Origin of the sequence: Kribbella sp. NPDC049584 (genome assembly GCF_040675555.1) — a bacterium.
Taxonomy (GTDB): domain Bacteria; phylum Actinomycetota; class Actinomycetes; order Propionibacteriales; family Kribbellaceae; genus Kribbella.
The window spans coordinates 132,838-154,592 of record NZ_JBFAPF010000017.1; the positions used below are offsets into that span (position 1 = coordinate 132,838).

Annotated in this window: 20 protein-coding genes and 1 tRNA gene; 16 read left to right on the forward strand and 5 right to left on the reverse strand. The window is 68.5% G+C overall.

The window, feature by feature from the left end:
* The first annotated feature begins 3 nt into the window (after window positions 1–3).
* The 4 genes from AB0J62_RS39595 (at window position 4) to AB0J62_RS39610 (ending at window position 7,058) form a co-directional block, all read left to right on the forward strand.
* Window positions 4–954 carry an ArsA-related P-loop ATPase gene (locus AB0J62_RS39595; protein ID WP_363882726.1) on the forward strand — a complete coding sequence of 317 codons (951 nt, stop codon included), beginning with the start codon at window positions 4–6 and terminating at the stop codon, window positions 952–954.
* The gene (locus AB0J62_RS39600; protein WP_363882729.1) at window positions 951–2,072 is read left to right on the forward strand and encodes an ArsA family ATPase; all 1,122 of its coding nucleotides are present in this window, start codon (window positions 951–953) and stop codon (window positions 2,070–2,072) included. Before AB0J62_RS39595 ends, AB0J62_RS39600 begins: the two co-directional genes overlap by 4 nt.
* A gap of 103 nt (window positions 2,073–2,175) precedes the next feature.
* Window positions 2,176–4,527: an endopeptidase La gene (gene lon, locus AB0J62_RS39605; RefSeq protein WP_363882732.1), complete on the forward strand. Its 2,352-nt coding sequence runs from the start codon at window positions 2,176–2,178 to the stop codon at window positions 4,525–4,527.
* A 191-nt stretch (window positions 4,528–4,718) separates the two neighbouring features.
* Window positions 4,719–7,058, forward strand: coding sequence for a transglycosylase domain-containing protein (locus AB0J62_RS39610; RefSeq protein WP_363882735.1), 2,340 nt, complete (start codon window positions 4,719–4,721; stop codon window positions 7,056–7,058).
* A 152-nt stretch (window positions 7,059–7,210) separates the two neighbouring features.
* On the opposite strand, the gene AB0J62_RS39615 is transcribed toward AB0J62_RS39610, so the two are convergent.
* On the reverse strand, window positions 7,211–7,678 hold the full coding sequence (locus AB0J62_RS39615; RefSeq protein WP_363882738.1) for a GatB/YqeY domain-containing protein: 468 nt from the start codon (window positions 7,676–7,678) through the stop codon (window positions 7,211–7,213).
* Between the two features lie 26 nt (window positions 7,679–7,704).
* Here AB0J62_RS39615 and AB0J62_RS39620 point away from each other — a divergent pair, with 26 nt between their 5' ends.
* From AB0J62_RS39620 to AB0J62_RS39665, 10 genes are all read left to right on the forward strand, one after another.
* Window positions 7,705–8,664: a metallophosphoesterase gene (locus AB0J62_RS39620; RefSeq protein WP_363882741.1), complete on the forward strand. Its 960-nt coding sequence runs from the start codon at window positions 7,705–7,707 to the stop codon at window positions 8,662–8,664.
* Window positions 8,665–8,673: 9 nt separating this feature from the next.
* Window positions 8,674–8,750, forward strand: a tRNA-Pro gene (locus tag AB0J62_RS39625).
* 70 nt (window positions 8,751–8,820) lie between these two features.
* Window positions 8,821–10,116: a J domain-containing protein gene (locus AB0J62_RS39630; protein WP_363882744.1), complete on the forward strand. Its 1,296-nt coding sequence runs from the start codon at window positions 8,821–8,823 to the stop codon at window positions 10,114–10,116.
* Between the two features lie 9 nt (window positions 10,117–10,125).
* Window positions 10,126–10,746, forward strand: a complete 621-nt coding sequence (gene lipB / locus AB0J62_RS39635) for a lipoyl(octanoyl) transferase LipB (RefSeq protein ID WP_363882747.1) — start codon at window positions 10,126–10,128, stop codon at window positions 10,744–10,746.
* 9 nt (window positions 10,747–10,755) lie between these two features.
* On the forward strand, window positions 10,756–11,235 hold the full coding sequence (locus AB0J62_RS39640; RefSeq protein ID WP_134106016.1) for a hypothetical protein: 480 nt from the start codon (window positions 10,756–10,758) through the stop codon (window positions 11,233–11,235).
* Window positions 11,228–11,926, forward strand: a complete 699-nt coding sequence (locus AB0J62_RS39645) for a carbohydrate-binding family 9-like protein (protein ID WP_363882751.1) — start codon at window positions 11,228–11,230, stop codon at window positions 11,924–11,926. The genes AB0J62_RS39640 and AB0J62_RS39645 overlap by 8 nt, the downstream gene beginning before the upstream one ends.
* Before the next feature lie 52 nt (window positions 11,927–11,978).
* Entirely contained in the window at window positions 11,979–12,914 is a 936-nt protein-coding gene (locus AB0J62_RS39650) for a tetratricopeptide repeat protein (RefSeq protein ID WP_363882754.1), read from the forward strand.
* A 109-nt stretch (window positions 12,915–13,023) separates the two neighbouring features.
* Window positions 13,024–13,782 (forward strand): CoA transferase subunit A, encoded by a 759-nt coding sequence (locus AB0J62_RS39655; protein ID WP_363882757.1) that lies wholly within the window; start codon window positions 13,024–13,026, stop codon window positions 13,780–13,782.
* A gap of 1 nt (window position 13,783) precedes the next feature.
* Window positions 13,784–14,413: a CoA transferase subunit B gene (locus AB0J62_RS39660; RefSeq protein WP_363882760.1), complete on the forward strand. Its 630-nt coding sequence runs from the start codon at window positions 13,784–13,786 to the stop codon at window positions 14,411–14,413.
* A gap of 129 nt (window positions 14,414–14,542) precedes the next feature.
* Window positions 14,543–15,460: a carbohydrate kinase family protein gene (locus tag AB0J62_RS39665; RefSeq protein WP_363882763.1), complete on the forward strand. Its 918-nt coding sequence runs from the start codon at window positions 14,543–14,545 to the stop codon at window positions 15,458–15,460.
* A 22-nt stretch (window positions 15,461–15,482) separates the two neighbouring features.
* On the opposite strand, the gene AB0J62_RS39670 is transcribed toward AB0J62_RS39665, so the two are convergent.
* A complete protein-coding gene (locus AB0J62_RS39670; RefSeq protein WP_363882766.1) occupies window positions 15,483–16,160 on the reverse strand; it encodes an NUDIX hydrolase in 678 nt (225 codons plus the stop codon).
* A 79-nt stretch (window positions 16,161–16,239) separates the two neighbouring features.
* On the opposite strand from AB0J62_RS39670, the gene AB0J62_RS39675 reads away from it, so the two are divergent.
* Both AB0J62_RS39675 and AB0J62_RS39680 read left to right on the forward strand, forming a co-directional pair.
* Window positions 16,240–17,232 (forward strand): SPFH domain-containing protein, encoded by a 993-nt coding sequence (locus tag AB0J62_RS39675; protein ID WP_363882768.1) that lies wholly within the window; start codon window positions 16,240–16,242, stop codon window positions 17,230–17,232.
* Window positions 17,229–18,104: a hypothetical protein gene (locus tag AB0J62_RS39680; protein ID WP_363882771.1), complete on the forward strand. Its 876-nt coding sequence runs from the start codon at window positions 17,229–17,231 to the stop codon at window positions 18,102–18,104. The genes AB0J62_RS39675 and AB0J62_RS39680 overlap by 4 nt, the downstream gene beginning before the upstream one ends.
* Window positions 18,105–18,118: 14 nt before the next feature.
* On the opposite strand, the gene AB0J62_RS39685 is transcribed toward AB0J62_RS39680, so the two are convergent.
* The 3 genes from AB0J62_RS39685 to AB0J62_RS39695 all read right to left on the reverse strand — a co-directional run bounded on the left by AB0J62_RS39685 (window position 18,119) and on the right by AB0J62_RS39695 (window position 21,755).
* The gene (locus AB0J62_RS39685) at window positions 18,119–19,090 is read right to left on the reverse strand and encodes a hypothetical protein (protein ID WP_363882774.1); all 972 of its coding nucleotides are present in this window, start codon (window positions 19,088–19,090) and stop codon (window positions 18,119–18,121) included.
* A 59-nt stretch (window positions 19,091–19,149) separates the two neighbouring features.
* Window positions 19,150–20,502: a hypothetical protein gene (locus AB0J62_RS39690; RefSeq protein ID WP_363882777.1), complete on the reverse strand. Its 1,353-nt coding sequence runs from the start codon at window positions 20,500–20,502 to the stop codon at window positions 19,150–19,152.
* A gap of 113 nt (window positions 20,503–20,615) precedes the next feature.
* Window positions 20,616–21,755 (reverse strand): glycosyltransferase, encoded by a 1,140-nt coding sequence (locus tag AB0J62_RS39695; RefSeq protein ID WP_363882780.1) that lies wholly within the window; start codon window positions 21,753–21,755, stop codon window positions 20,616–20,618.

Sequence of the window (21,755 nt, forward strand, 5' to 3'; positions counted from 1 at the left end):
CCTATGGCGCGACTGCACGTGGTCACCGGTAAGGGAGGCACCGGTAAGACAACCGTTGCGGCCGCTATGGCTCTTTCGCTGGCCGAGGAAGGCAAGCGGGTCCTGCTCTGCGAGGTCGAGGGCCGCCAAGGACTCGCCCAGCTCTTCGACGTACCTCCCCTGCCGTACGTCGAACGCCGCATCGCGCAGGGTCCCGGCGGCGGTGAGGTGTTCGCGCTGGCCGTGGACGCCGAGGCGGCGCTGCTCGAGTACCTCGACATGTACTACCACCTCGGCCGCGCCGGGAAAGCGCTGGAGAAGGTCGGCGCCATCGACTTCGTCACCACGATCGCGCCGGGGCTCCGCGACGTACTGCTCACCGGCAAGGTCTACGAGGCGACCCGCCGCAAGGCGCACGGCCGGCTCGCGTACGACGCCGTGGTGCTGGACGCGCCGCCGACCGGGCGGATCGGCCGCTTCCTGAACGTGAACCACGAGGTCGCCGGCCTGGCCAAGGTCGGACCGATCCGCAACCAGGCGGACGCGATCATGGGCATGCTGCGCTCGGACGTCACCCGGGTCCACCTGGTCACGCTGCTCGAGGAGATGCCGGTCCAGGAGACGCTGGACGCGGTCGAGCAGTTGGAGAAGATCGACTTGCGGATCGGCTCGATCGTGGTGAACATGGTCCGCAACAGCCCGCTCGACGATGACGCGCTCGCCCTTGCGGTGAAGGAGAAACTGCCCGCCGCCGAGCTGACCAGGGGCCTCAAGGCGGCCGGGATCACGATCGGCGCCGACCTGGTCGAGACGCTCGCGAGCGAGGCACACGACCACGCCATCCGGGTCGGGCTCGAACGCGAGAACCGCGACCGGATAGATGCCCTGGGCAAGAAAGTCGTCGAGCTGGAGCTGCAGCCCGAGGGGATCGACCACGGCGCCCTGTTCGACCTGGCCGAGGAGCTGCGCGCATGACGGAGCTGGATCTGGATGCGCTCATCGACGACGCGGGGACGCGGATCATCGTCACCTGCGGTGCGGGCGGGGTCGGCAAGACGACGACGGCCGCGGCGCTGGGACTGCGGGCCGCCGAGCGCGGGCGGAAGGTCGTCGTACTGACGATCGACCCGGCCCGGCGGTTGGCGCAGTCGCTCGGGCTGACCGAACTCGACAACACGCCGCGCGCGGTGGCCGATGTGGAGGCCGCGAACGGCGGTCGGCTGGACGCGATGATGCTCGACATGAAGCGGACGTTCGACGATGTCGTGCTGCAGCACGCGACGCCGGACAAGGCCGAGCAGATCCTCGCGAATCCCTTTTACCAGGCGCTTTCCTCGTCGTTCGCCGGCACGCAGGAGTACATGGCGATGGAGAAGCTCGGGCAGCTGCACAAGCAGGCCGAGCAGACCGGCGACTGGGACCTGATCATCGTCGACACCCCGCCGTCGCGATCCGCGCTGGACTTCCTGGACGCGCCGGAGCGGTTGGCATCGCTGCTCGAGGGCCGGTTCCTCCGGTTGCTGCTGGCGCCGGCACGCGGGCCGTTCAAGCTGATGTCGGCCGGCGTGAACATGGCGATGTCGGTGCTGAACAAGGTGCTCGGTGCCCAGGTGCTGACCGACGTACAAACGTTTGTCGCTGCGTTCGACACGTTGTTCGGCGGGTTCCGGCAGCGGGCCGAGCAGACGGTCGCGCTGCTGCGGGAGCCGCACACCGCATTCCTCGTCGTGGCAGCCCCGCAGAACGATGCGCTCCGCGAAGCGTCGTACTTCGCCGAGCGGCTGCGCGCCGAGGGAATGCCGCTGGCCGGTGTCGTGCTGAACCGGGTGACGAACTCGCAGGCCACGGAATTGTCGGCGGAGCGGTCACTCGCCGCAGCCGAGAAGCTCGGGGAAGCGGACAAGTCGCCGTTGACGGCCGCAGTACTGCGGTTGCACGCGGACAAGATGCAACAGGTCGTGGGCGACCACCGCCGCGCCGACCGCTTCCGCCGCGGCCACCGCGCCATCCGGACCGTCGAGGTGCCGGCCCTGGCCGACGACGTCCACGACCTGACGGGCCTACGCCAGATCGGCGAACTGCTGACCGCATGATTACTTGATTTCACCGTCAGCGAACACCCGAAGGCCCCGGGAATGACCTGGTGGCACCGACGGTTGAGCCTGTCAGACTCAACTTGGAAAAGGGTGTGACAGCGTGACCGATACGTTGAATCTTCCGGTACTGCCGCTGGACGACGTCGTGGTCCTGCCGGGAATGGTCGTGCCGGTCCGACTCGCCGACAGCGAGGCCCGGGCGGCCATCGACGCCGCGCAGGCCGCGGGTCAGGACCAGGTGCTCCTGGTGCCGCGGCTGGACGGTAAATATGCCAAGGCCGGAACGCTCGGTGAGATCGAGCAGATCGGCCGGCTGCCGGGCGGTGCCCAGGCGGCCGTGATCCGCGGGGCCCAGCGGGTCCGCATCGGCGCCGGGACGACCGGGCCGGGTGCGGCGCTCTGGGTGGGCGCGACGGTGATGCACGAGATCACCGACGACCGCTCCGTCGAGCTGGCCCGTGAGTACAAGACTCTGACGACCTCCGTGCTGCAGCGCCGCGGCGCGTACCAGGTCATCGACTCCATCAAGCAGGTGGACGACCCCTCCGAGCTGTCCGACCTGGCCGGCTACGCGTCGTACCTGAACAACGAGCAGAAATCCTGGCTGGTCGAGAACGCGAATGTTTCCGAGCGGCTGGAGAAGCTGATCGGCTGGGTGAAGGATCACCTCGCCGAGCTCGAGGTCTCCGAGACGATCCAGAAGGACGTCCAGGAGGGTATGGAGAAGCAGCAGCGGGAGTTCCTGCTGCGCCAGCAGATGGCCGCGATCCGCAAGGAGCTGGCCGAGCTGGACGGCAAGGCCGAGTCCGAGGAAGAGGACTACCGGGCCCGCGTCGAGGCGGCCGACCTGCCGGAGCACGTCCGCAAGGCCGCGCTCACCGAGGTCGACAAGCTCGAGCGGACCGCCGAGCAGTCCCCCGAGGTCGGCTGGATCCGTACCTGGCTGGACACCGTTCTCGAGCTGCCGTGGAACGAGCGGACCGAGGACAGCTACGACATCCGCGAGGCGCGGGCCGTGCTGGACGCGGACCACGCCGGTCTGGATGACGTGAAGCAGCGCATCACCGAGTACCTGGCCGTACGGCGTCGCCGCGCGGACCGTGGTCTCGGAGTGGTCGGCGGACGCCGCAGTGGCGCCGTACTGGCCCTGGTCGGTCCTCCTGGTGTGGGTAAGACCTCGCTGGGTGAGTCCGTGGCCCGTGCGATGGGACGGAAGTTCGTCCGGGTCGCCCTGGGTGGCGTGCGGGACGAGGCTGAGATCCGCGGTCACCGGCGTACGTACGTCGGTGCGCTGCCGGGCCGGATCGTCCGGGCGATCACCGAGGCGGGTTCGATGAACCCCGTCGTACTGCTGGACGAGATCGACAAGGTGGGTGCGGACTACCGGGGCGACCCGACGGCCGCGCTGCTGGAGGTCCTGGACCCGGCGCAAAACCACACCTTCCGGGATCACTACCTGGAGGTCGAGCTGGACCTGTCCGACGTGGTCTTCCTGGCCACGGCGAACGTGCTGGACTCCATCCCGGCGCCGCTGCTGGACCGGATGGAACTGGTGCAGCTGGACGGCTACACCGAGGACGAGAAGGTCATCATCGCCCGTGACCACCTGCTCCCGCGTCAGCTGGAGCGGGCGGGCCTGACGGCGGACGAGGTGTCCATCGAGGACTCGGCCCTGCGGGCGCTCGCGGGTGAGTACACCCGGGAGGCCGGCGTACGGCAGCTCGAGCGGTCGATCTCCCGCGTACTGCGGAAGGTCACGGCGAAGCTGGCCCTGGGCGAGGAGCTCGGCGCGCTGACCATCGGCGGCGACAGCCTGAAGGAGTACCTGGGTTCGCCGAAGTTCACTCCGGAGTCGGTCGAGCGTACGGCGCTTCCGGGTGTGGCGACCGGACTGGCGGTGACCGGTGCGGGTGGTGACGTGCTCTTCGTCGAGGCGTCGCTGGCCGACAAGGAGACCGGCCCGACCGGAGTCACGCTGACCGGACAGCTCGGTGACGTGATGAAGGAGTCGGCGCAGATCGCCCTGTCGTACCTGCGCTCGCACGGCGCGGAGCTGGGGCTGCCGGTAGGCGACCTGGCCGAGCGGAACGCTCACATCCACGTACCGGCCGGTGCTGTCCCGAAGGACGGACCGTCGGCGGGTGTGACGATGACGACCGCGCTGGCGTCGCTGCTGTCCGGACGGCCGGTCCGTTCGGAGGTCGCGATGACCGGTGAGGTGTCGCTGACCGGACGGGTGCTCCCGATCGGTGGGGTGAAGCAGAAGCTGCTCGCCGCACACCGGGCCGGGCTGACCACGATCCTGATCCCGAAGCGGAACGAGCCGGACCTGGAGGACGTGCCCGCGTCCGTGCTCGCGGAGCTGACCGTTCACCCGGTGAGCGACGTCCGCGAGGTGCTGGAGCTGGCCCTGGAGCCGGCCGAGGTACAGGCACACCAGTACGCCGCGTGACGAAGTAACAGTGAGGGCCCGAGCGAGATGCTCGGGCCCTCATTCTTTTGGATGAACTTTGTCCAGCCAGTGTGACTGAAGTCATAAGCGCAGCGGTAACCCAAACAACGCATCCCGTAGTCTCTATAACCATGCGCGTCAGGGAAAAGGGTGACCGGGGAGTCGTCCAATCTGTGGTTCTGTTCCTTGGGGTGAGCGTGCTTTCGGGGGCTTTGGCCGCCGGTCTCGCCATCCCGTTCGCCGGCCTCGCCGGGTTCACGACACAGAAGACATCGACCACCCTGCAAGACCTGCCGCAGCAGTTCGACGAGGTTCCGCTCAAGCAGAAGAGCACGATCCTGGCCGCCGACGGCTCCGTGATCGCCACGCTGGCCGAGCAGAACCGGGTGCCGGTCAAGCTGGCCCAGGTCGCGCCGATCATGCAGAAGGCGATCGTCGCGATCGAGGACGACCGGTTCTACGAGCACGGCGCGCTGGACCTCAAGGGCACGCTGCGCGCGCTGCTGCAGAACCAGTCCGCCGGTTCGGTGCAGCAGGGCGGTTCGAGCATCACCCAGCAGTACGTGAAGATCAGCCTGGTCGAGAAGGCGAAGACGCCCGAGGAGGTCGCGGCCGCGACCGCCGACAACTACCAGCGCAAGGTCGCCGAGCTGCGGTACGCGATCGCGGTCGAGAAGCAGTACTCGAAGCAGGAGATCCTGGAGAAGTACCTCAACCTCGCCAACTTCGGCGACGGCGCGTGGGGCATCCAGGCCGCGGCCCAGCACTACTTCTCGGTGAACGCCTCCCAGCTGACGCTTCCGCAGGCTGCGATGCTGGCCGGCCTGGTGAAGAACCCGACCGGCTACGACCCGACCAACAACGCCAAGCGCGCCAAGGACCGCCGCGACGTGGTCATCAAGCGGATGCTCGAGCTGCACGTCATCTCGGTCGCCCAGGCCAACTCGGCGCTGAAGACGCCGGTCATCGACCCGGCCAAGGTCCGCTCGAACAAGCTCGGCTGCGGCAACGGGCCGTACCCGTTCTACTGCGAGTACGTCGTCTCCGAGCTCGAGAACAACCCGGCGTTCGGGAAGACGAAGACCGACCGGGCCAACTACCTGAAGACCGCCGGCCTGACGATCCGGACGTCGCTCGACCCGAAGATCCAGGCAGACGCACAGCGCTCGATCGACACCCACTCGAAGCCGACCGACCAGGCGATCGCAGCGATCACGATCGTCGAGCCGGGCACCGGCCTGGTGAAGGCGATGGCGCAGAGCCGCGGGTACGGCAGCAAGCGCGGGCAGACGGCGTACAACTACAACGCCCCGAAGACCTACCCGGGCGGGTACGGCGGGTTCCAGAACGGCTCGACGATGAAGGCCTTTACCATCGCGGCAGCGATCCAGAAGGGCATCCCCCTTACGTACAAGATCAACTCGCCGAGCCCGCTGCCGATGGGCGGCATGAAGTACAGCGACTGCAAGGGCACGCACGAGATCCCCGCCGGCTACTCGCCGAAGAACTCGACGCAGAATGTCGCCGACCCAACCATGGTCCAGGCCGCGCAGAAGTCGACCAACACGTACTTCCTGCAACTGTCGCTGCGGACCGGTCTGTGCCCGATCGCAAAGATCGCGGCCTCCCTGGGCATGTACGACGCGCAGTCCCTCGGACCACTCGACCAGGTCGCGTCGATGACACTGGGCGTCGGTTACATCAGCCCGCTCCAGCTGGCCGGGGCGTACGCCGCTTTCGCCGCTCGCGGCATGTACTGCAGCCCGTGGGTGGTCACCTCGGTCAGGGACTCCGCAGGCAAGCCGATGAGCAACCGCGGCGCGGACTGCAAGCAGGCCCTGGAGCCGCAGGTCGCCGACGGCGTCAACGCGGTCCTGCACCAGGTCATGGAGCCGAACGGCACCGGCGGCAAGCTCAAGTTCGGCAACAGCGACCTGGCCGGCAAGACCGGAACGATCCAGCAGGCCAAGGCCGTCTGGTACGCCGGCTACTCGACCAAGCTCGCTGCCGCCGCGACGGTGGCCGACGCATCCCTGCCGTACGACCCGCTGCAGGGCCAGACCCTGAACGGCCACGGCATCCACGACCCGACAGGTTCCGGCACCGCCGGGCCGATTTGGGAGGCCGCGATGAAGGCCGCCCTGCAGGGCTACCCGACCACGCACTTCGTCGCGCCGTCGGACAAGATCCAGCGCGGCGACGTCAAGAGCCTCCCGTTCGTCAACGGCATGAACCCCGACGACGCCGCGAACAAGCTCCGCCAGGCCGGCTTCGACGTCGCGATCGCCTCCGGCACGGTCAACTCCGACGAAACCGCCGGCACCGTCGCCTACACCGACCCCCGCCAACGCGACGGCGCCCCCGAAGGCTCCTTGGTGACGATCTACGTCTCCAACGGCAACAACAAGAACCAGCCGAACAAGCCCCAGAACACGACAAAACCCCCGGGCGGTCCCACCACCATCAACCCCAACTGCCCACCCTGGAACCCCAAATACCCCAACTGCGGCGGCGGCCGCGGCCACGGCTAACGCGAAGGGCCTCGTCCACCCGGACGAGGCCCCGTCGGCCTGCATCATCCGCAACCTCGCCGAGTCGTGACGAACGGTTCCGACCCCGAACGCCGAGTCGTGGATCACGGCAGATTTTCTGAACCACTCCCCACGACTCGACGGACCGGCCCTCAGGCGCCGAGTTGGCGTTTTACCTCGGCGGAGACAACGGAGCCGTCGGCCTTGCCTTTGATCTTGGGTTGGAGGGCGCCCATGACCTTGCCGATGCCGCGGGGGCCGAGGTCGGCGGCGCCGGTGGTGGTGATGGCTTCGGTGACGAGGGTTTTGATCTCGTCCTCGGTGAGTTGTTCGGGGAGGTACTCGGCCAGGATGTCCGCCTCGGCCTGTTCCTTGTCGGCGAGTTCGGCGCGGCCGGCCTCACGGTAGGCGACGACGGACTCGCGGCGCTTCTTCGCCTCGGAGCCGAGCACGTCGACGATCTCGGCGTCGCTGAGCTCGCGGGCCTCCTTGCCGGCCACCTCCGCCTTGGTGATCGCGGTGAGCGCCATCCGCAGGGTCGACTTGCGGATCTCGTCGCGTGCCTTCAGGGCCGCGGTCATGTCGTCGTGCAGGCGCTGCTTCATTCCGGAGTTGGCCATGACCATGATTGTGGCAGGCTGGAGGAATGAGCTTGCGCGGGATCGCCAGTACCACCCTGAAGACCACAGCCGTCGTGGGCGCCGTGGGTGCTGCGTGCGTCGCGTACGCGGCCGCGATCGAGGTGCGCTGGTTCACACTGCGCAGAGTCACTGTGCCGGTGCTGCCCGCGGGCAGCGATCCCTTGAAGGTGCTGCATCTGTCCGACCTGCACCTGTGGCCGACGCAGGAGAAGAAGATCCGCTGGGTCAACGAACTGGCCGCGCTCGAGCCCGACCTGATCGTGAACACCGGCGACAACCTCTCGCACGAGGATTCGGTCCGCCCACTGCTGCGTGCGTACGGCGATCTGCTCGACCTGCCCGGCGTGTTCGTGTTCGGCTCCAACGACTACTGGAAGCCGCACTTCAAGAACCCGGGCAAGTACTTGCTGCCGGCCCACAAGCAGCGCCACAAGCCGCACGGCCCCGACCTGCCGTACGAGGAGATGCGCCGCGCGTTCACCGGCGCCGGCTGGACCGACCTGAACAACGCCAAGGCGACCCTCAAGGTCAACGGCCTGCGGCTGGACTTCGCGGGCACCGACGACCCGCACATCAAACGCGATCGGTACGACGAGGTCGCGGGCGAGATCGACCCGACGGCGGACCTGTCCGTCGGCGTCACCCACGCGCCGTACCAGCGGGTCCTGAACGGGTTCGTCGGCGACGGATACCCCCTGGTCCTCGCCGGTCACACCCACGGCGGCCAGCTCGCGGTGCCGTTGTACGGCGCGCTGGTGACCAACTGCGACCTCGACACGTCCCGCGTGAAGGGCCTGTCCACCTGGGGGTACGACGGCCGCCAGGCGGCCCTGCACGTGTCGGCCGGCCTCGGCACTTCGCCGTACGCGCCGGTGCGCTTCGCGTGCCGGCCGGAGGCGACACTGCTCACGCTCGTCCCACGGATTAACCCGATTTCGTCCGGGCGCTCGGCCCATGTAAGCTAACCGCGACTTCGGGCTGTGGCGCAGCTTGGTAGCGCGCTTCGTTCGGGACGAAGAGGTCGCAGGTTCAAATCCTGTCAGCCCGACCAACACTCAGGGCCAGTCACTTAGGTGGCTGGCCCTGAGTGCGCTTCAGGCCTGTCGTGGAGGTGCGCTGGGGTGTCCGACCACTACGAGGTGCTGAACGTCGAGCGAACCGCCACGACGGCGGAGATCAAGTCGGCGTACCGGCGCCTGGTCCGTCAGGTCCATCCGGACCAGGGCGGCAACGCGGCGCTGTTCCGGCTCGTGCAGGAGGCGTGGACGACGCTCGGCGATCCGGCGAAGCGCGCGGCGTACGACCGCACGCTCGACAGTCGGACGAGCACGCCGACGTACGAAGAGCCCACGTACACGCAGCAGCCCGAGCCGGAGCCCGAGCCTGAGCCGGATCCCTTCACCTGGACGCAGACGCAGACCTCGTCGCAGCCGCAAGCGCCGGCACCGCCGCCGCTCGCCGGCGGCATCGAGGTCCGGCCGCCGTTCGGACGCTGGAAGGTCCCCGCCCTCGTGTCCTGGGTGGTCTGGAGCCTCGTGATCCTCGGGGTGTTTCTCAGCTCGGGGATCCACGACACCTGGGACATCGTGCTGGCTGTCGGCATCGTCGGGATGATCGTGTTCGCGATGCCGCCGCACTGGAGCCGCCGGATCCCGCTCCGCGGCGTGATCAAGGCGTTCGGCATCCTGATCGGGATCGCCTTCCTGGTGGTGCTGTTCCCGTCCTCGAAGAGCGGGATCACCCCGCTCGAGCGGGTCGCGATCATCGGGCTCCTCGTCGGCCTGGTGGTCGTCCGTGTCCTCACCGGCCGCTGGTCGAATGTCCACAAGCTGGACCGTGCGATCGACGCCACCGCAGCGTACGACTTCAACCTGTGGGGCCGCCCCGGCGAGCCGCTGGTCGACGACGGCCGTACGGCGTGGCTCGCACCGGCCGACGTACTGCGGCATCGGCGCACCGCCCGGTTGCTGGACTCGGTCGTCAACGCGCTCCCGGCGTCGAAGCTGGTGCACGGCGCGCGGATCGGCGACGTGGCGGTCAGCCACCTACTCCTCAACGGCCACCGCGTCGCCCTGATCTCGTCGGTCGTCGGACCGCCGGGGCACTACGCACTGGACGTGTACGGCGCCCTGCAGCTGAACGGCGTACCCCTCGACAGCCCGGTCGGGGGTCTGGAGGCCGCCGTCGCCGCCTGGCGGAGGCGGCTCGACCCGGTCGAGGTTCGCGGCTTCCTGATCGTCCACCCGCCGGTCGACGGCCAGGGCGGCATCACAGCCGCGCTGGAATCCGAGGCCGCCATCACCTGCCTGCCCGCCCAGACCGCGGCCAGCCAGCTCCAGGCGTGGCTGCAGCCGGAGGGCCTCCTGCTCGACCGCCTGACGCTGTACGACATCCTGCACCGCGCACCGTATGCCTAGGCTGAACGCATGCAGCGAGTTGAGCTGGGTGAGGTGGAGTACGACGTCGCCGCGAAGGACATGCGCGGCTGGGTCGAGGAGCGGATCGAGGGCAAGGCCGAGGACCGCCTGTTCCTGCTGAGCCATCCGGCGGTGATCACCTACGGCCCGCGGACCTCCCCGGACGATCTGCCCGCCGGTACGCCGGCTATCGCGGTGGATCGCGGCGGCTTCGCGACGTACCACGGGCCGGGTCAGCTGGTCGGGTACCTGGTCATCGACCTGAAGCAGCGCGGCCCGGTCGACATCGTCCGCTGGGTCGAGAACGGCCTGATCGACGCGCTCGGCTCGCTCGGCTTCCCGCTGGTACGCCGGGACACGCCGAAGGGCGCGAGCAGCCTGGTCGGGGTGTGGACCGAGGACGGCCGGAAGCTCTGTTCGATCGGGATGCGGATCCGGCGCGGCGTGACCAGTCACGGCTTCTCGGTCAACGTCGATCCCGCCATGACCGTGTTTCACACATTCACGAGTTGTGGGCTGCACGACGTCACGATGACCTCGCTGGCCGAGCTCGCGGCCGAACGCGGCGTACCCACGCCGACCGACGCGGAGGTGCGTGACGCGATCGCGAACTCCCTGGGAGCCCGATAGCCTTCGGGAATGAGTCAGGACGACGACCGGATGCCGGACGACCTGGAAGCCGTTCTGGAGGCCGCGGACGAGGAAGAGGACGAGGCCCGCGCGGGACGGTACGACGCCCCGCCGCTGCCGCCGGCGCTGATCCTGGCCGTTGTCGGCCTGCTCTGCGGGTTCGCGACGATCGCCTTCGTCTGGCTGAGTGAGCGCAGCTGCGACCGGTTCCGGGACACCACGAACTGCGGTGCGCTCGGGCTCCCGCTGCTGGTGGTCATCGTGGTCGTGACGATGGTGCTCGGCGGCCTCGCGCTCAGCCGGCTGGCGATGCCGCACCCGCGACTGGTCCCGTTCCTCGGGGTCGCGTTCATGGTGGCGCTCGTCGTCGCGTTCCTGACCGGTCATCTCGACTCGCCGTGGATCATCGCCGTCGTACCGGCGCTGACCGCGATCACCTTCCTGCTCGCCAATCTCGTCGCCCGACTGCTGGAGCGTGCCGATGCCTGACCTGCCCGTCTACGAGTGCCCGCGGACCGCGACCGCCCCGAATCTCGACGGCACCCTGACCGATCCCGCCTGGGAGGCCGCGCCCTGGACCACGGACTTCGTCCCGATCCACGACGGCCCCGCGCCGCGGTTCCGGACCCGGGCGAAGCTGATGTACGACGACCAGTACCTGTACGTCGGCGGCCTGCTCGAGGAGCCGCACGTCTGGTCGACGATGACCGAGAAGAACAGCAAGCTCTTCCACGAGAACAACTTCGAGCTGTTCCTGGACCCGGACGGCGACGGGCTGAACTACTACGAGTTCGAGATCAACCCGCTCGGCACGATCTGGGAGCTGACGCTGCCGAAGCCGTACGTCGACGGCGGCCTGCCGATCGACCCGACGAACCTGCCCGGTCTGCGGACCGCGATCCACGTCGACGGCACGGTCAACGACCCGTCCGACACCGACACCGCGTGGTCGGTCGAACTGGCTTTACCGTGGGCGGACCTCGCGCCGTACAACGAGGGCCGGGCGACGCCGCCGAACCCGGGTGACGAGTGGCGGATGAACCTGATGCGCTGCGAGTGGCCGCACGAGATCGTCGACGGTGCGTACGTGAAGGGTGAGCAGATCGAGTTCTGGGTCTGGTCCCCGCAGTACATCGAGGACATGCACCGGCCGGACCGCTGGGGCGTCCTGAGATTCTGACGCCGTGACCCCTGTGACACGGCGTTAACACGGCCGCGCAACAATGAGGTACGTGAACTTGGGGGGCTCCGGCGAACCACACAGTCTGGAGGCGGACCAGGTCGTCAGCGCGATCGAGCGCGCGTGCGAGAGCGACCTACGGACCGCCTTGCGGCTCGTTGCGCGCTACTCGGCGTACTGGTGGTCCAACGGGCTCCAGGACGAGGCAGCGGCCGCGGCTGAGCGGGTGCTGAGCATGCTCGGCCGGACCGTCCCGGTCGGGCTCGACGAGGAGTACCTGCTCGCCGTCATCCACGGCGCGGGGTCGGCCGAGCAGGAGCAACTGGAGCTCGCCCAGCAGATCGTCCTGACGACGACCGGCCCCTTCCGGTACTCCGTGACCGTGCTGCTGTGGTCACTGGTCTTCGGACCGTTCGAACCCGCCGCTGTGGTCGAGGACGTGCTGGAGCGCAACGAGGCCGGCGACGCCTGGGCGCGAGCCGCTGTGGAGCTCTGCCGGGGCTATCCCGGCCTGACGACCGCGGCTGCGCCAGGCGATGCCACGCAGGCCCTGCGTACGGCGCTGGGCCGCTTCCGGATGCTCGAGGACCGCTGGGGCATGTTCCTGGCCCTGTGCGCGCTCCGTCAGGTCGTCGACGAGCCGCTGGACATCACAACCGAGGCGCTGGAGCTCGCGGAGCAGCTGTGCCTCGCAGAGGAGACGGCGCTGCTGCTGTGTGATCGCGCTGACCTCTACCGACGGCTGGGCAAGCTGGAGGACGCTCACGCGGACTACAGCCGCGCCCTGTCCATCGGTGAGCACGCAGAACTCACCGAAACCGTCGCGGCGGCGCGGTTGGGGCTGGCGCGTACCGCCCGGCACTCCGGCAACGCTCCAGCCGCTCGGACCCACCTTTCGGCCGTGCTCGACCTCCCCAACCTCGAGGACGCCCACTTCGAGGCCCTGCACGAGCTCCGCGTGCTGAACGCGTCCGAGGAGTCGGCCTAGGTGTGGGCCCGGGTGTGGCTGAGGTGTGGTGCCAGCCACATCGCGGCCGGCCGTGCTGCTGGTTAGAGTCGGGAGCGAATCCGCACCGACGACTGCAACGGAGCAGCTGATGGACAAGACGTACGGGTCGCCGCAGGAAGCGGTGGCGGACATCGGGGACGGGGCGAGCCTCGCGGTCGGGGGCTTCGGGTTGTGCGGCAACCCGATGCAGCTGATCAGCGCTCTGCACGACAAGGGCGTGAGCGGGCTCAGCGTGGTGTCGAACAACTGCGGCGTCGACGACTGGGGCCTGGGCATCCTGCTCGCGGACAAGCGCATCGCCAAGATGACCTCGTCGTACGTCGGGGAGAACAAGGAGTTCGCCCGCCAGTTCCTGTCCGGGGAGCTGGAGGTCGAGCTGACGCCGCAGGGCACGCTGGCCGAGAAGCTGCGCGCCGGCGGTTGCGGCATCGCGGCGTTCTACACGCCGGCCGGAGTCGGCACCCAGGTCGCGGAGGGCGGACTGCCCCAGAAGTACAACCCGGACGGCTCGGTCGCGAAGGCCTCGGAGCCGAAGGAGACGCGGGAGATCAACGGCACGACGTACGTGCTGGAGGACTCGATCACCACAGACTTCGGCCTGGTTCACGCGCTGAAGGGCGACACCCACGGCAACCTGGTCTTCGACCGGAGCGCGCGCAACTTCAACCCGCTGGCCGCGATGGCCGGCCGGGTGACGATCGCGCAGGTCGAGGAGCTGGTCCAGCCTGGTGAGCTGGACCCGGACTCGATCCATCTGCCCGGGGTGTACGTGCAGCGTGTTGTTGCTGTTGGCAAGGATATTGAGAAACGGATCGAGAAGCGCACCGTGCAGATGAAGGAGGCCTGAGATGCCACTCACCCGTGAGCAGATGGCGGCGCGGGCAGCCGCCGAGCTGGAGGACGGCTCGTACGTCAACCTCGGTATCGGCCTGCCCACGCTGGTACCGAACTACATCCCGGACGGCGTCACCGTCGTACTGCAGTCCGAGAACGGGATCCTCGGCGTCGGGCCGTACCCGGTCGCGGGCGAGGAGGACCCGGATCTGATCAACGCCGGCAAGGAGACCGTCACGACGCTGCCCGGCGCGTCGTTCTTCGACTCGTCGCTGTCGTTCGGGATGATCCGCGGCGGTGCGATCGACGCGGCGATCCTCGGCGCGATGCAGGTGTCGGCCAAGGGCGATCTGTCGAACTGGATGATCCCCGGCAAGATGGTCAAGGGCATGGGCGGCGCGATGGACCTCGTGCACGGCGCCAAGCGGGTGATCGTGCTGATGGAGCATGTCGCCAAGGACGGCTCGCACAAGATCCTCGAGGAGTGCGACCTGCCCTACACGGGCCGCGGCGTCGTCAACCGGATCATCACCGACCTCGCCGTCCTCGACATCACCGACGACGGCCTGCAGCTGGTCGAGCTGGCCGACGGCGTCACCTTCGACGAGCTCCAGGAGAAGACCGGCGCCCCGATCAAGCAATGAACGCGGTCTCCGGCAGCGCCTGACCGAGGTCGGGAGCTGTCGGCGATCAGGCATGGACTGACGGTGCACGGAGACCAACTGTGCGTTCAGCTTCCGGAAGACACCTGTGATCGTCGGCGAAAGTCGGGTATGACGGGACCCGTGGAGCTGGATGTGCTGGTGATCGGTGGAGTGGGGATCGACACGATCGTGCGGGTGCCGAGCCTGCCGTTGGCTGACGCCGACTCGATCGCGGTCGATCCGATCGAGTCGTACTTGGGGCACACCGGGCACGGTGTCGCGCTCGGCTGCCACCTGCTCGGATTGAATGCCGGGCTGGTGGACGTGATCGGCGACGACCCCGAGGGCGCCCGCATCCGGCGTACGTACCAGGAGCTCGGCCTCCCGCTGCGCGTCGCGGTGCACCGGAGCGGCACCCGTCGGTCGGTGAACCTGGTCAGCCCGGACGGTCGGCGGCTCTCGATGTACGACGGACGCCACCCGGCCGGGCTCCGCGTCGACCCGGGCCTGTGGCGACCGGTGATGCGCCAGGCGCAGCACGTCCACGTCTCGATCATGGACTACGCCCGCGACGCCCTCGGCGACGCGATCGCCGCCGACCGCTCGATCTCCACCGACCTGCACGACTGGGACGGCCGCAACGACCACCACAAGGACTTCGCGACGGCCTCGGACATCGTCTTCGTCTCGACCAGCTCCCTCCCTTCCGACGGCGTCGAGTGGATCCTCGCCAACGGCCGCGCCGAGGTCGTCGTCGCCATGGCCGGCGCCGACGGCAGCTACCTTCACGTCCGCGGCGAGCCCGCCCGCCACTTCCCTGCGGTCACCTTCCCCGACCGCCCTGTCGTCGACACCAACGGCGCGGGCGACGCCTACGTAGCCGCCTTCCTGGCCCGCTACCTCGACGGCGCCCCCTGGCAGGACGCCGCCCAAGCCGGCACCATCGCCGGCGCCTGGGCCTGCGGCTCCCCCGGCACCCACACCAACCTCATCACCGCCGAGGAACTAGCTGTCCGAAGCCGAAAGTACGGACGAAGCAGCACGTAAACACTCCCAGGCCGCGCCGAGGTCAGCCCCGGGTCATCGGCGGGTGCAGCGTGGTGGCGGTGCCTCGGTGGAAGAGCTGTGCGGGGCGGCCGCCGTCGCGGGTCGTCGTACCGCCGGTGGGTACGACGAAATCGGCGGTCTTGGTGACCTTGCGGTGGAAGTTGCGCGGGTCGAGCGGCGTACCCCAGACCGCCTCGTAGACCCCGCGCAGCTCGGAGATGGTGAACTCCGGCGGGCAGAATGCCGTCGCGAGCGGCGAGTACTCGAGCTTCGCGCGGGCCCGCTCGACCGCGTCCGCCAGGATCCGGTGATGGTCGAACGCCAATCGCCCGGCATCGACGTCGGCTACCTCGATCCAGTGCGCCGACCCCGCGTCCGACCCGGCGACCGGCGTGGGCAGGTCCGGGACCAGGGCCAGGTACGCCACGCTGACCACCCGGCCGCGCGGGTCGCGATCGGGAGCGCCGTACGTCGCGACCTGTTCGAGGTGGATCCGCTCCGAGGACAGCCCGGTCTCCTCCGCGAGTTCGCGGCGTGCGGTCGTCTCCAGGTCCTCGTCCGGCCGGACGAACCCGCCGGGCAGCGCCCAGCGACCCTGGTACGGCGCGATGCCCCGGCGGATCAGCAGCACCTGGAGGCGACCGTCGCGCACGGTCAGGATGACCAGGTCGGTGGCCAGGCCGAGCGGCTCGAAGTCCATGGAACCCACTCTAATCGTCACCTTGACGAGAAGTCATCTCGGGACTTATCGTCATAGTGACGACAAGGAGAACGAAGAGATGGCAGACATCACAAGGTTCCGCTTCATCAGCCACCTGCGCGCGAACCCCACCACCCACGTGCGGCACGTGCGCAACGGCAAGCTCGCGCACGACGGCGCCGGCCAGGCGTTCTGGTTCCGGGCGCTGAACTCGTCGCTGAGTGAGATCCCGATCGACGACCGCGAGCAGCCGCTGCTGTTCCACGGCCGCACGCAGGACTTCCAGGACGTCGCCGTACAGGCGAGCGTGACCTACCGCGTCACGGACCCGGCCCTGGCATCCAGCCGCCTCGACTTCGGGATCGACCCGGACACCGGCCTGTGGCGAGCCACTCCGCTCGAGCAGCTCGGCGGTTTGCTGACTGAGCTCGCACAGCAGACCGCACTGGACCTGCTGGCCCGCATGACGCTGACCGAGGCGCTGTCCGAGGGCATGACCGGTCTGCGTACGGCGGTCGGCAGCGGGCTGCGCAACGACCAGCGCCTGACCGGTCTCGGCATCGGCGTCGAGGACGTGCGGGTGGTCGCCGTACGAGCGGAACGCGATGTCGAGAAGGCGCTGCAGACTCCGACGCGTGAGATGGTGCAGCAGGCCGCGGACAAGGCGACGTACGAACGTCGGGCGATGGCCGTCGAGCGGGAGCGTTCGATCGCGGAGAACGAACTGCAGAACCAGATCGAGCTCGCCCGCCGCGAGGAGCAGCTCGTGAACCAGCGCGGGCAGAACGAGCGTCTGCGCGCGACCGAAGCCGTGGCGGCGGAGGCGATCACGACCGAGGCGGCCGCGAGCCAGCGGCGAACGCTGAGCCAGGCCGAGGCCGACGCGAAGCGGGTCATCGGCGCTGCCGAGGCCGCTGCTGAGCAGGCCCTGCTGGAGGCGTACGCCGACCTGGACCAGGGCACGATCCTCGCGCTCGCGATCAAGCAGGGCGCCCTTCCGGAGATCGGCACGCTGAACCTGACCCCGGACCTGCTCACCCCACTACTGACGAAGCTGGCCGAAACACGATGAGCCTGCCCCCAAGAGCGGTGATCGTGCATCGGGCGACCGAGCTGACCGAGTTGGTCGCCCGGCACGGGACGCGACAGCAGGCCGGGTTCTTCCTGGCCGGACGCGGGCGCGACCTGGCCGAGCTCGACGCGCGGCACCAGGCTCAGCAAGACGCGCTCGCCACGGTGTCCGCGGCGATCCCGCTGGACTGGCGCCGAGCCGTTGCCGAGCGCAACGACCTCGACCGGTTCGGGTTCGGGCCGGAGGACGTCGTGATCGCGGTCGGCCAGGACGGCCTGGTCGCCAACGTCGCGAAGTACCTCGACGGTCAGCCGGTGATCGGCATCAACCCCGAGCCCGCCCGCAACCCCGGCGTACTCGTGCCGCACGAGCCGGACGCGATCGCGGACCTCCTCATCACCCGGACCTTCGCCGAACGGACGATGGTTGCCGCGAGCACCGATGACGGACAGCAACTGCTGGCGTTGAACGAGGTGTACGTCGGCCACCGTACGCACCAGTCCGCCCGCTACCGCCTCAGCTCGCCCGACGGGTTCCCCGAGCGGCAGTCGTCCTCGGGGATCCTGGTCGGCACCGGCACCGGATCGACCGGCTGGTGCCGATCCGCTTGGCAGGAACGACGCAGTCCACTCGGGCTGCCGTCGCCGACCGATCCGATGCTGTGCTGGTTCGTCCGCGAGGCGTGGCCGTCACCGGCAACCGGCACCACCAACACCGAAGGGTTGCTGAAGGCCCCCGATTCCCTGACGATCACAGCCGAGTCCGACCTGGTCGTCTTCGGCGACGGCATCGAGTCCGACACCCTCACCGCAACCTGGGGCCAACGCGTCGAGGTCAGCGTCGCCGCAGTGAAGCTACACCTCGTCATCTGAACCGGCCCGGCGTGCTACTCGCCGTTCGCGGTGTCGTAGACCGGGATGGTTACCCAGCGGAAGTTGACCGGGTCGCTGAAGTTGCCGGCTACTTCGCCGCGGGACTGGATGACCGTGGACAGGCCGTTCGCGTGGCCTACGGCGTACAGGTAGTTCTTCTTGGTGTCCTTGTCGATGGCGAGCAGCAGCGTGCCGTACTGACCGCAGCCCATCGCGGACAGCGTCTCGAAGCCCTGCCAGGTGCGCGTGCGGACCTGCTTGACGACCGGCTTCATCGGGGAAGCAACGGGGATGTGAATCGTGTACAGCGCTCCGCCGCGGGTGTTCGCGAGGAAGGTGTCGTACGTCGGGGTCTTGGCGATCAGCGTCATCGTCTTGACCGACGAGAAGCCCGGGTACGAGCCGCTGGCGCGCCAGCCCTTCTCGCTGATGTTCCAGCGGTACAGCACGCCGTCGTTGCGCAGCGCGTACGACGTCGACCGGTAGATCTTCTTGGTTCCGTTGTCCGGGCTCTCGTAGTCGGACGTCTCCAGGAACGTGAAGCTGCCCCAGCCGCCGCCGACGCGGCTCAGCGACCGGTTGTCGATGGTCCCGTCGCCGTACACCTGGTAATAGCTGGAGTAGAGCGCGTCGCCGATCACGACGTACCCGTAGCGATCGGTGCCGGAGATATCCGGCTCGATGGTCTGCCGCGCGCTCAGCCGGACCTGCCCGGGCGTGTACACGCCGGCAGTGGTCCAGTCGTCCGGCACCGACGGCGGGATCGTCGCGGTCGGGTCGGCGAAGTGGTGTCCGCCGCTCGCGGTCACCCCGCCCTGCCACACGAAGCAGGCGTTGGCCTGCTCCGCGGTGATCTTCCGGTTCGTCCCCGGCACCGTCGCGCCGGGCTTGGTCGGGTCAGGTTTCGCGGCGTGTGCAGCCGCCGGCATCAAAGCGGTCAGCGCGAGCGCCGCGCAGCCCGCCAAAGCAGTCAGTCGTCGATTCATATCCACCCCTTTCACACCATCTGATACAGGGCGGAAACGAAAGGTTGCAGACGACTCTGTCAGGGCGTTGCGGCGGCGACCTTGACCGAAGCACTCACCGCGGTCTGGAACTGCTGTGCCTGGCCGGGGTAGTAGGCTCGCCACAGACCACCGGCCTGCTCGTCAACAGTTGCGGAGAACCCGTAACCGGTGCCGTCCCAGTTGGCGTTGTCGATATCTGCCACCGTCACCCAGGAACTCGAGCCACCGGGCGCCCGGTACTGGACCTGCACCGGGATGAACGCCGGCGTATAGTTGTCGAAAGTCAGATGGCCACTCGCGACCACCTGGCCCGATTCGTTCCGCGCAGCGGTGAAATCGCTGAACCGTGCGGGCTGCAGCACCGCCACCGGCGCCGTGGACAGCACCTGCGACAGGAACGGGTCCGGCTGGCCGCTCTCGTCCTGGCCGACGAATCCGACCTGGTAGTAGCCGGTGGCGTAGGGCACCGAGGTGACCGAGAACCGCCCGTCGGCGTCGGTCGCCGGCACGTCGACGATGACCGGGCACTGATCGGGGCCATCGCACTCCAGCAGTCCGAACCTCCGGTTCGGCAGCGGCCGCCAGCCGTCCGGGGATCTCCAGGTCAGCCGGCCACTGATCGTGACCGGCTGCCCGAGCTTGACCTGCCGCGGGGTGACGTCGATCGTGAATCGGGTCGGCGACGGCTGCACCGAGATGTGCTGGAACTGCGAATCGGCGGATGCGTAGTCACTGTCGCCCAGGAACCGGGCGTACAGGTCATCTTCCTGGTTGAGCGTCACCGCGCCGGCGAAGCGTCCGTCCGTGCCGGTCTGGACATCCACGAACGATTCGAAAATGGTGCTCACTCGAACCGGCATCCGCGAGATCGGCCGGAGCAGGCCGTCCGTCGGCCACTTGCCGCTCACCGTACCTTTGACCTTCACCGTGCGCCGGCTGTAGGTGATCGTCGTGCGGTCGAAGGACAGCGCGCTGAAGATCGGTTGGATCACGTAGTTGAGCACGCCGGCGGACGGCTGTGAGGTTCGCTGACCCAGCGAATCCACGGCATCGACATCGATCTGGTAGGTGCCGAGCTGATCGAGCCGAACCCGGGTGTCCGCTTCGAACAAGCCGTTCTGGCTCGTGCCGCTGACCAGGCTGAACGACGTGACGGTGGCGACTTCCGCGCCGGTGGCATATGACCGGATGTGCGCGGTCAGTCCGGCGATCCCCGCCTCGGCACTCGCCCCGATCCGCACGATCCCGAAATCATCGTCGGAACTAGCGGCAAACGTGACGTTCGGCGCGGTCGCTGCGGTCGCCACTGACGGAACAGCTCCGATCAGCGCGACGGCCCCGGCAACTACCACGATCAGCGCACGCAACTTCGCGGCAGAACGACGCCTCATCGGCTACTCCCCCAGGTCCCCAGCGGCCCGACTGGCGCGCGCAGGCGAAATTACACACCCACAACCCGTGCTACGCAAGAGACCAACCGCAGTCCGCCGACGGCGGCGAACCCTCAGAGGTCCTGGTAGGCAGCCGTCAGGATGGCGGCGTCGCGCTCCCAGTTGAGTTCTGCGGCGGCGTTGCGGATGCCGTCGGTGTAGGTGCTGTAGTTGTCGATCACCGAGCGGACCGCATCGGTCAGCGACTTGGCATTGCCGGGCTCGTACAAACCGCCGAGCTTGTACTGCGTGACGACCGCGCGCAGCTCGGGGAGGTCGGCCGCGACAACCGGAACGCCGGCGCGGACCGCATGGAACAGCTTATTGGGAAGGGCAAGGCGGTGGTTCTCGCAAGTGTTCGTCAGCGTGACGAGCGAGATGCCGTACATGCGGAGCGTGTCGTCGACCTCGTCGATCGAGCGTTCCGCCACCGTCTCCACCGGGCCTAGATCCAAGCGATAGTTGGGATCCACCGACCCCATCAGCACCGTCCGGAACGGCAACAGTTGCCGCGCCGCAGCAACTACCGTCGGCAGATCCCGTCCGGCCCCCACGCGCCCGGCATACAGCAAACCCTCCGGCCGGTCCGGCGCCGGCGGTACGTCGTCCGCCCGCGGGAACGTGTTCCGTACGACGCGCACATCCCGCAACCCGCGGGACCGCAACCGCTCCGCGATCCCGTCGGACACCGTGAACACCACCCGAGCCTTCGAGGCAAGGGAAACCTCGTACCGCCGCCCACGCGCCCGCCACAACGGCGTCGGCCGGCCCGGCAGCGCCCGGTCGAACCACAGCTCGTGACTGTCGTAGACGAGCGACGCCGACCACTTCTCGGCGTACTCCGCCGCAAGCTCCAGCGTGTTGAAGTCATGCGCATGTACGACGTCAACGGGTCCCGCCGCGGCCACAACCGGGGCCGCGGCGGCACGCCAATGCTTCTCGGTGCGGTTTCGGTGCTCCGGCAGCAGCAGCCACCGGCCGAAGCGCTGCACGAGCACCTTGAGGCCGTTCCGCCCATGGCCGACCGCCAGACCGCCGTTCCCGCTCCGTAGACCGGAGGAGCGGGAGACCGACTCGACCGTGATCCCCGGTCCGATCTCGAAGCCGTCCGGGACGTCGCGGCCGATCACGTGCAGCGTGTGACCGGCCGCGGCCAGCGCCGTGGCCTCCCGCAGGATCCGCGAGTCCCCGGCGATCGGGGACTGCGCGATCAT

What these genes read in the sequence shown, in the direction of transcription:
- AB0J62_RS39595 (WP_363882726.1), top strand. Translation starts at nt 4, where the DNA reads ATGGCGCGACTGCACGTGGTCACCGGTAAGGGAGGCACCGGTAAGACA.
- AB0J62_RS39600 (WP_363882729.1), top strand. Translation starts at nt 951, where the DNA reads ATGACGGAGCTGGATCTGGATGCGCTCATCGACGACGCGGGGACGCGG.
- AB0J62_RS39615 (WP_363882738.1), bottom strand. Translation starts at nt 7,678, where the DNA reads ATGGCCAACTCCGGAATGAAGCAGCGCCTGCACGACGACATGACCGCG.
- AB0J62_RS39620 (WP_363882741.1), top strand. Translation starts at nt 7,705, where the DNA reads ATGAGCTTGCGCGGGATCGCCAGTACCACCCTGAAGACCACAGCCGTC.
- lipB (WP_363882747.1), top strand. Translation starts at nt 10,126, where the DNA reads ATGCAGCGAGTTGAGCTGGGTGAGGTGGAGTACGACGTCGCCGCGAAG.
- AB0J62_RS39640 (WP_134106016.1), top strand. Translation starts at nt 10,756, where the DNA reads ATGAGTCAGGACGACGACCGGATGCCGGACGACCTGGAAGCCGTTCTG.
- AB0J62_RS39645 (WP_363882751.1), top strand. Translation starts at nt 11,228, where the DNA reads ATGCCTGACCTGCCCGTCTACGAGTGCCCGCGGACCGCGACCGCCCCG.
- AB0J62_RS39655 (WP_363882757.1), top strand. Translation starts at nt 13,024, where the DNA reads ATGGACAAGACGTACGGGTCGCCGCAGGAAGCGGTGGCGGACATCGGG.
- AB0J62_RS39660 (WP_363882760.1), top strand. Translation starts at nt 13,784, where the DNA reads ATGCCACTCACCCGTGAGCAGATGGCGGCGCGGGCAGCCGCCGAGCTG.
- AB0J62_RS39665 (WP_363882763.1), top strand. Translation starts at nt 14,543, where the DNA reads ATGACGGGACCCGTGGAGCTGGATGTGCTGGTGATCGGTGGAGTGGGG.
- AB0J62_RS39670 (WP_363882766.1), bottom strand. Translation starts at nt 16,160, where the DNA reads ATGGACTTCGAGCCGCTCGGCCTGGCCACCGACCTGGTCATCCTGACC.
- AB0J62_RS39675 (WP_363882768.1), top strand. Translation starts at nt 16,240, where the DNA reads ATGGCAGACATCACAAGGTTCCGCTTCATCAGCCACCTGCGCGCGAAC.
- AB0J62_RS39680 (WP_363882771.1), top strand. Translation starts at nt 17,229, where the DNA reads ATGAGCCTGCCCCCAAGAGCGGTGATCGTGCATCGGGCGACCGAGCTG.
- AB0J62_RS39685 (WP_363882774.1), bottom strand. Translation starts at nt 19,090, where the DNA reads ATGAATCGACGACTGACTGCTTTGGCGGGCTGCGCGGCGCTCGCGCTG.
- AB0J62_RS39690 (WP_363882777.1), bottom strand. Translation starts at nt 20,502, where the DNA reads ATGAGGCGTCGTTCTGCCGCGAAGTTGCGTGCGCTGATCGTGGTAGTT.
- AB0J62_RS39695 (WP_363882780.1), bottom strand. Translation starts at nt 21,755, where the DNA reads ATGATCGCGCAGTCCCCGATCGCCGGGGACTCGCGGATCCTGCGGGAG.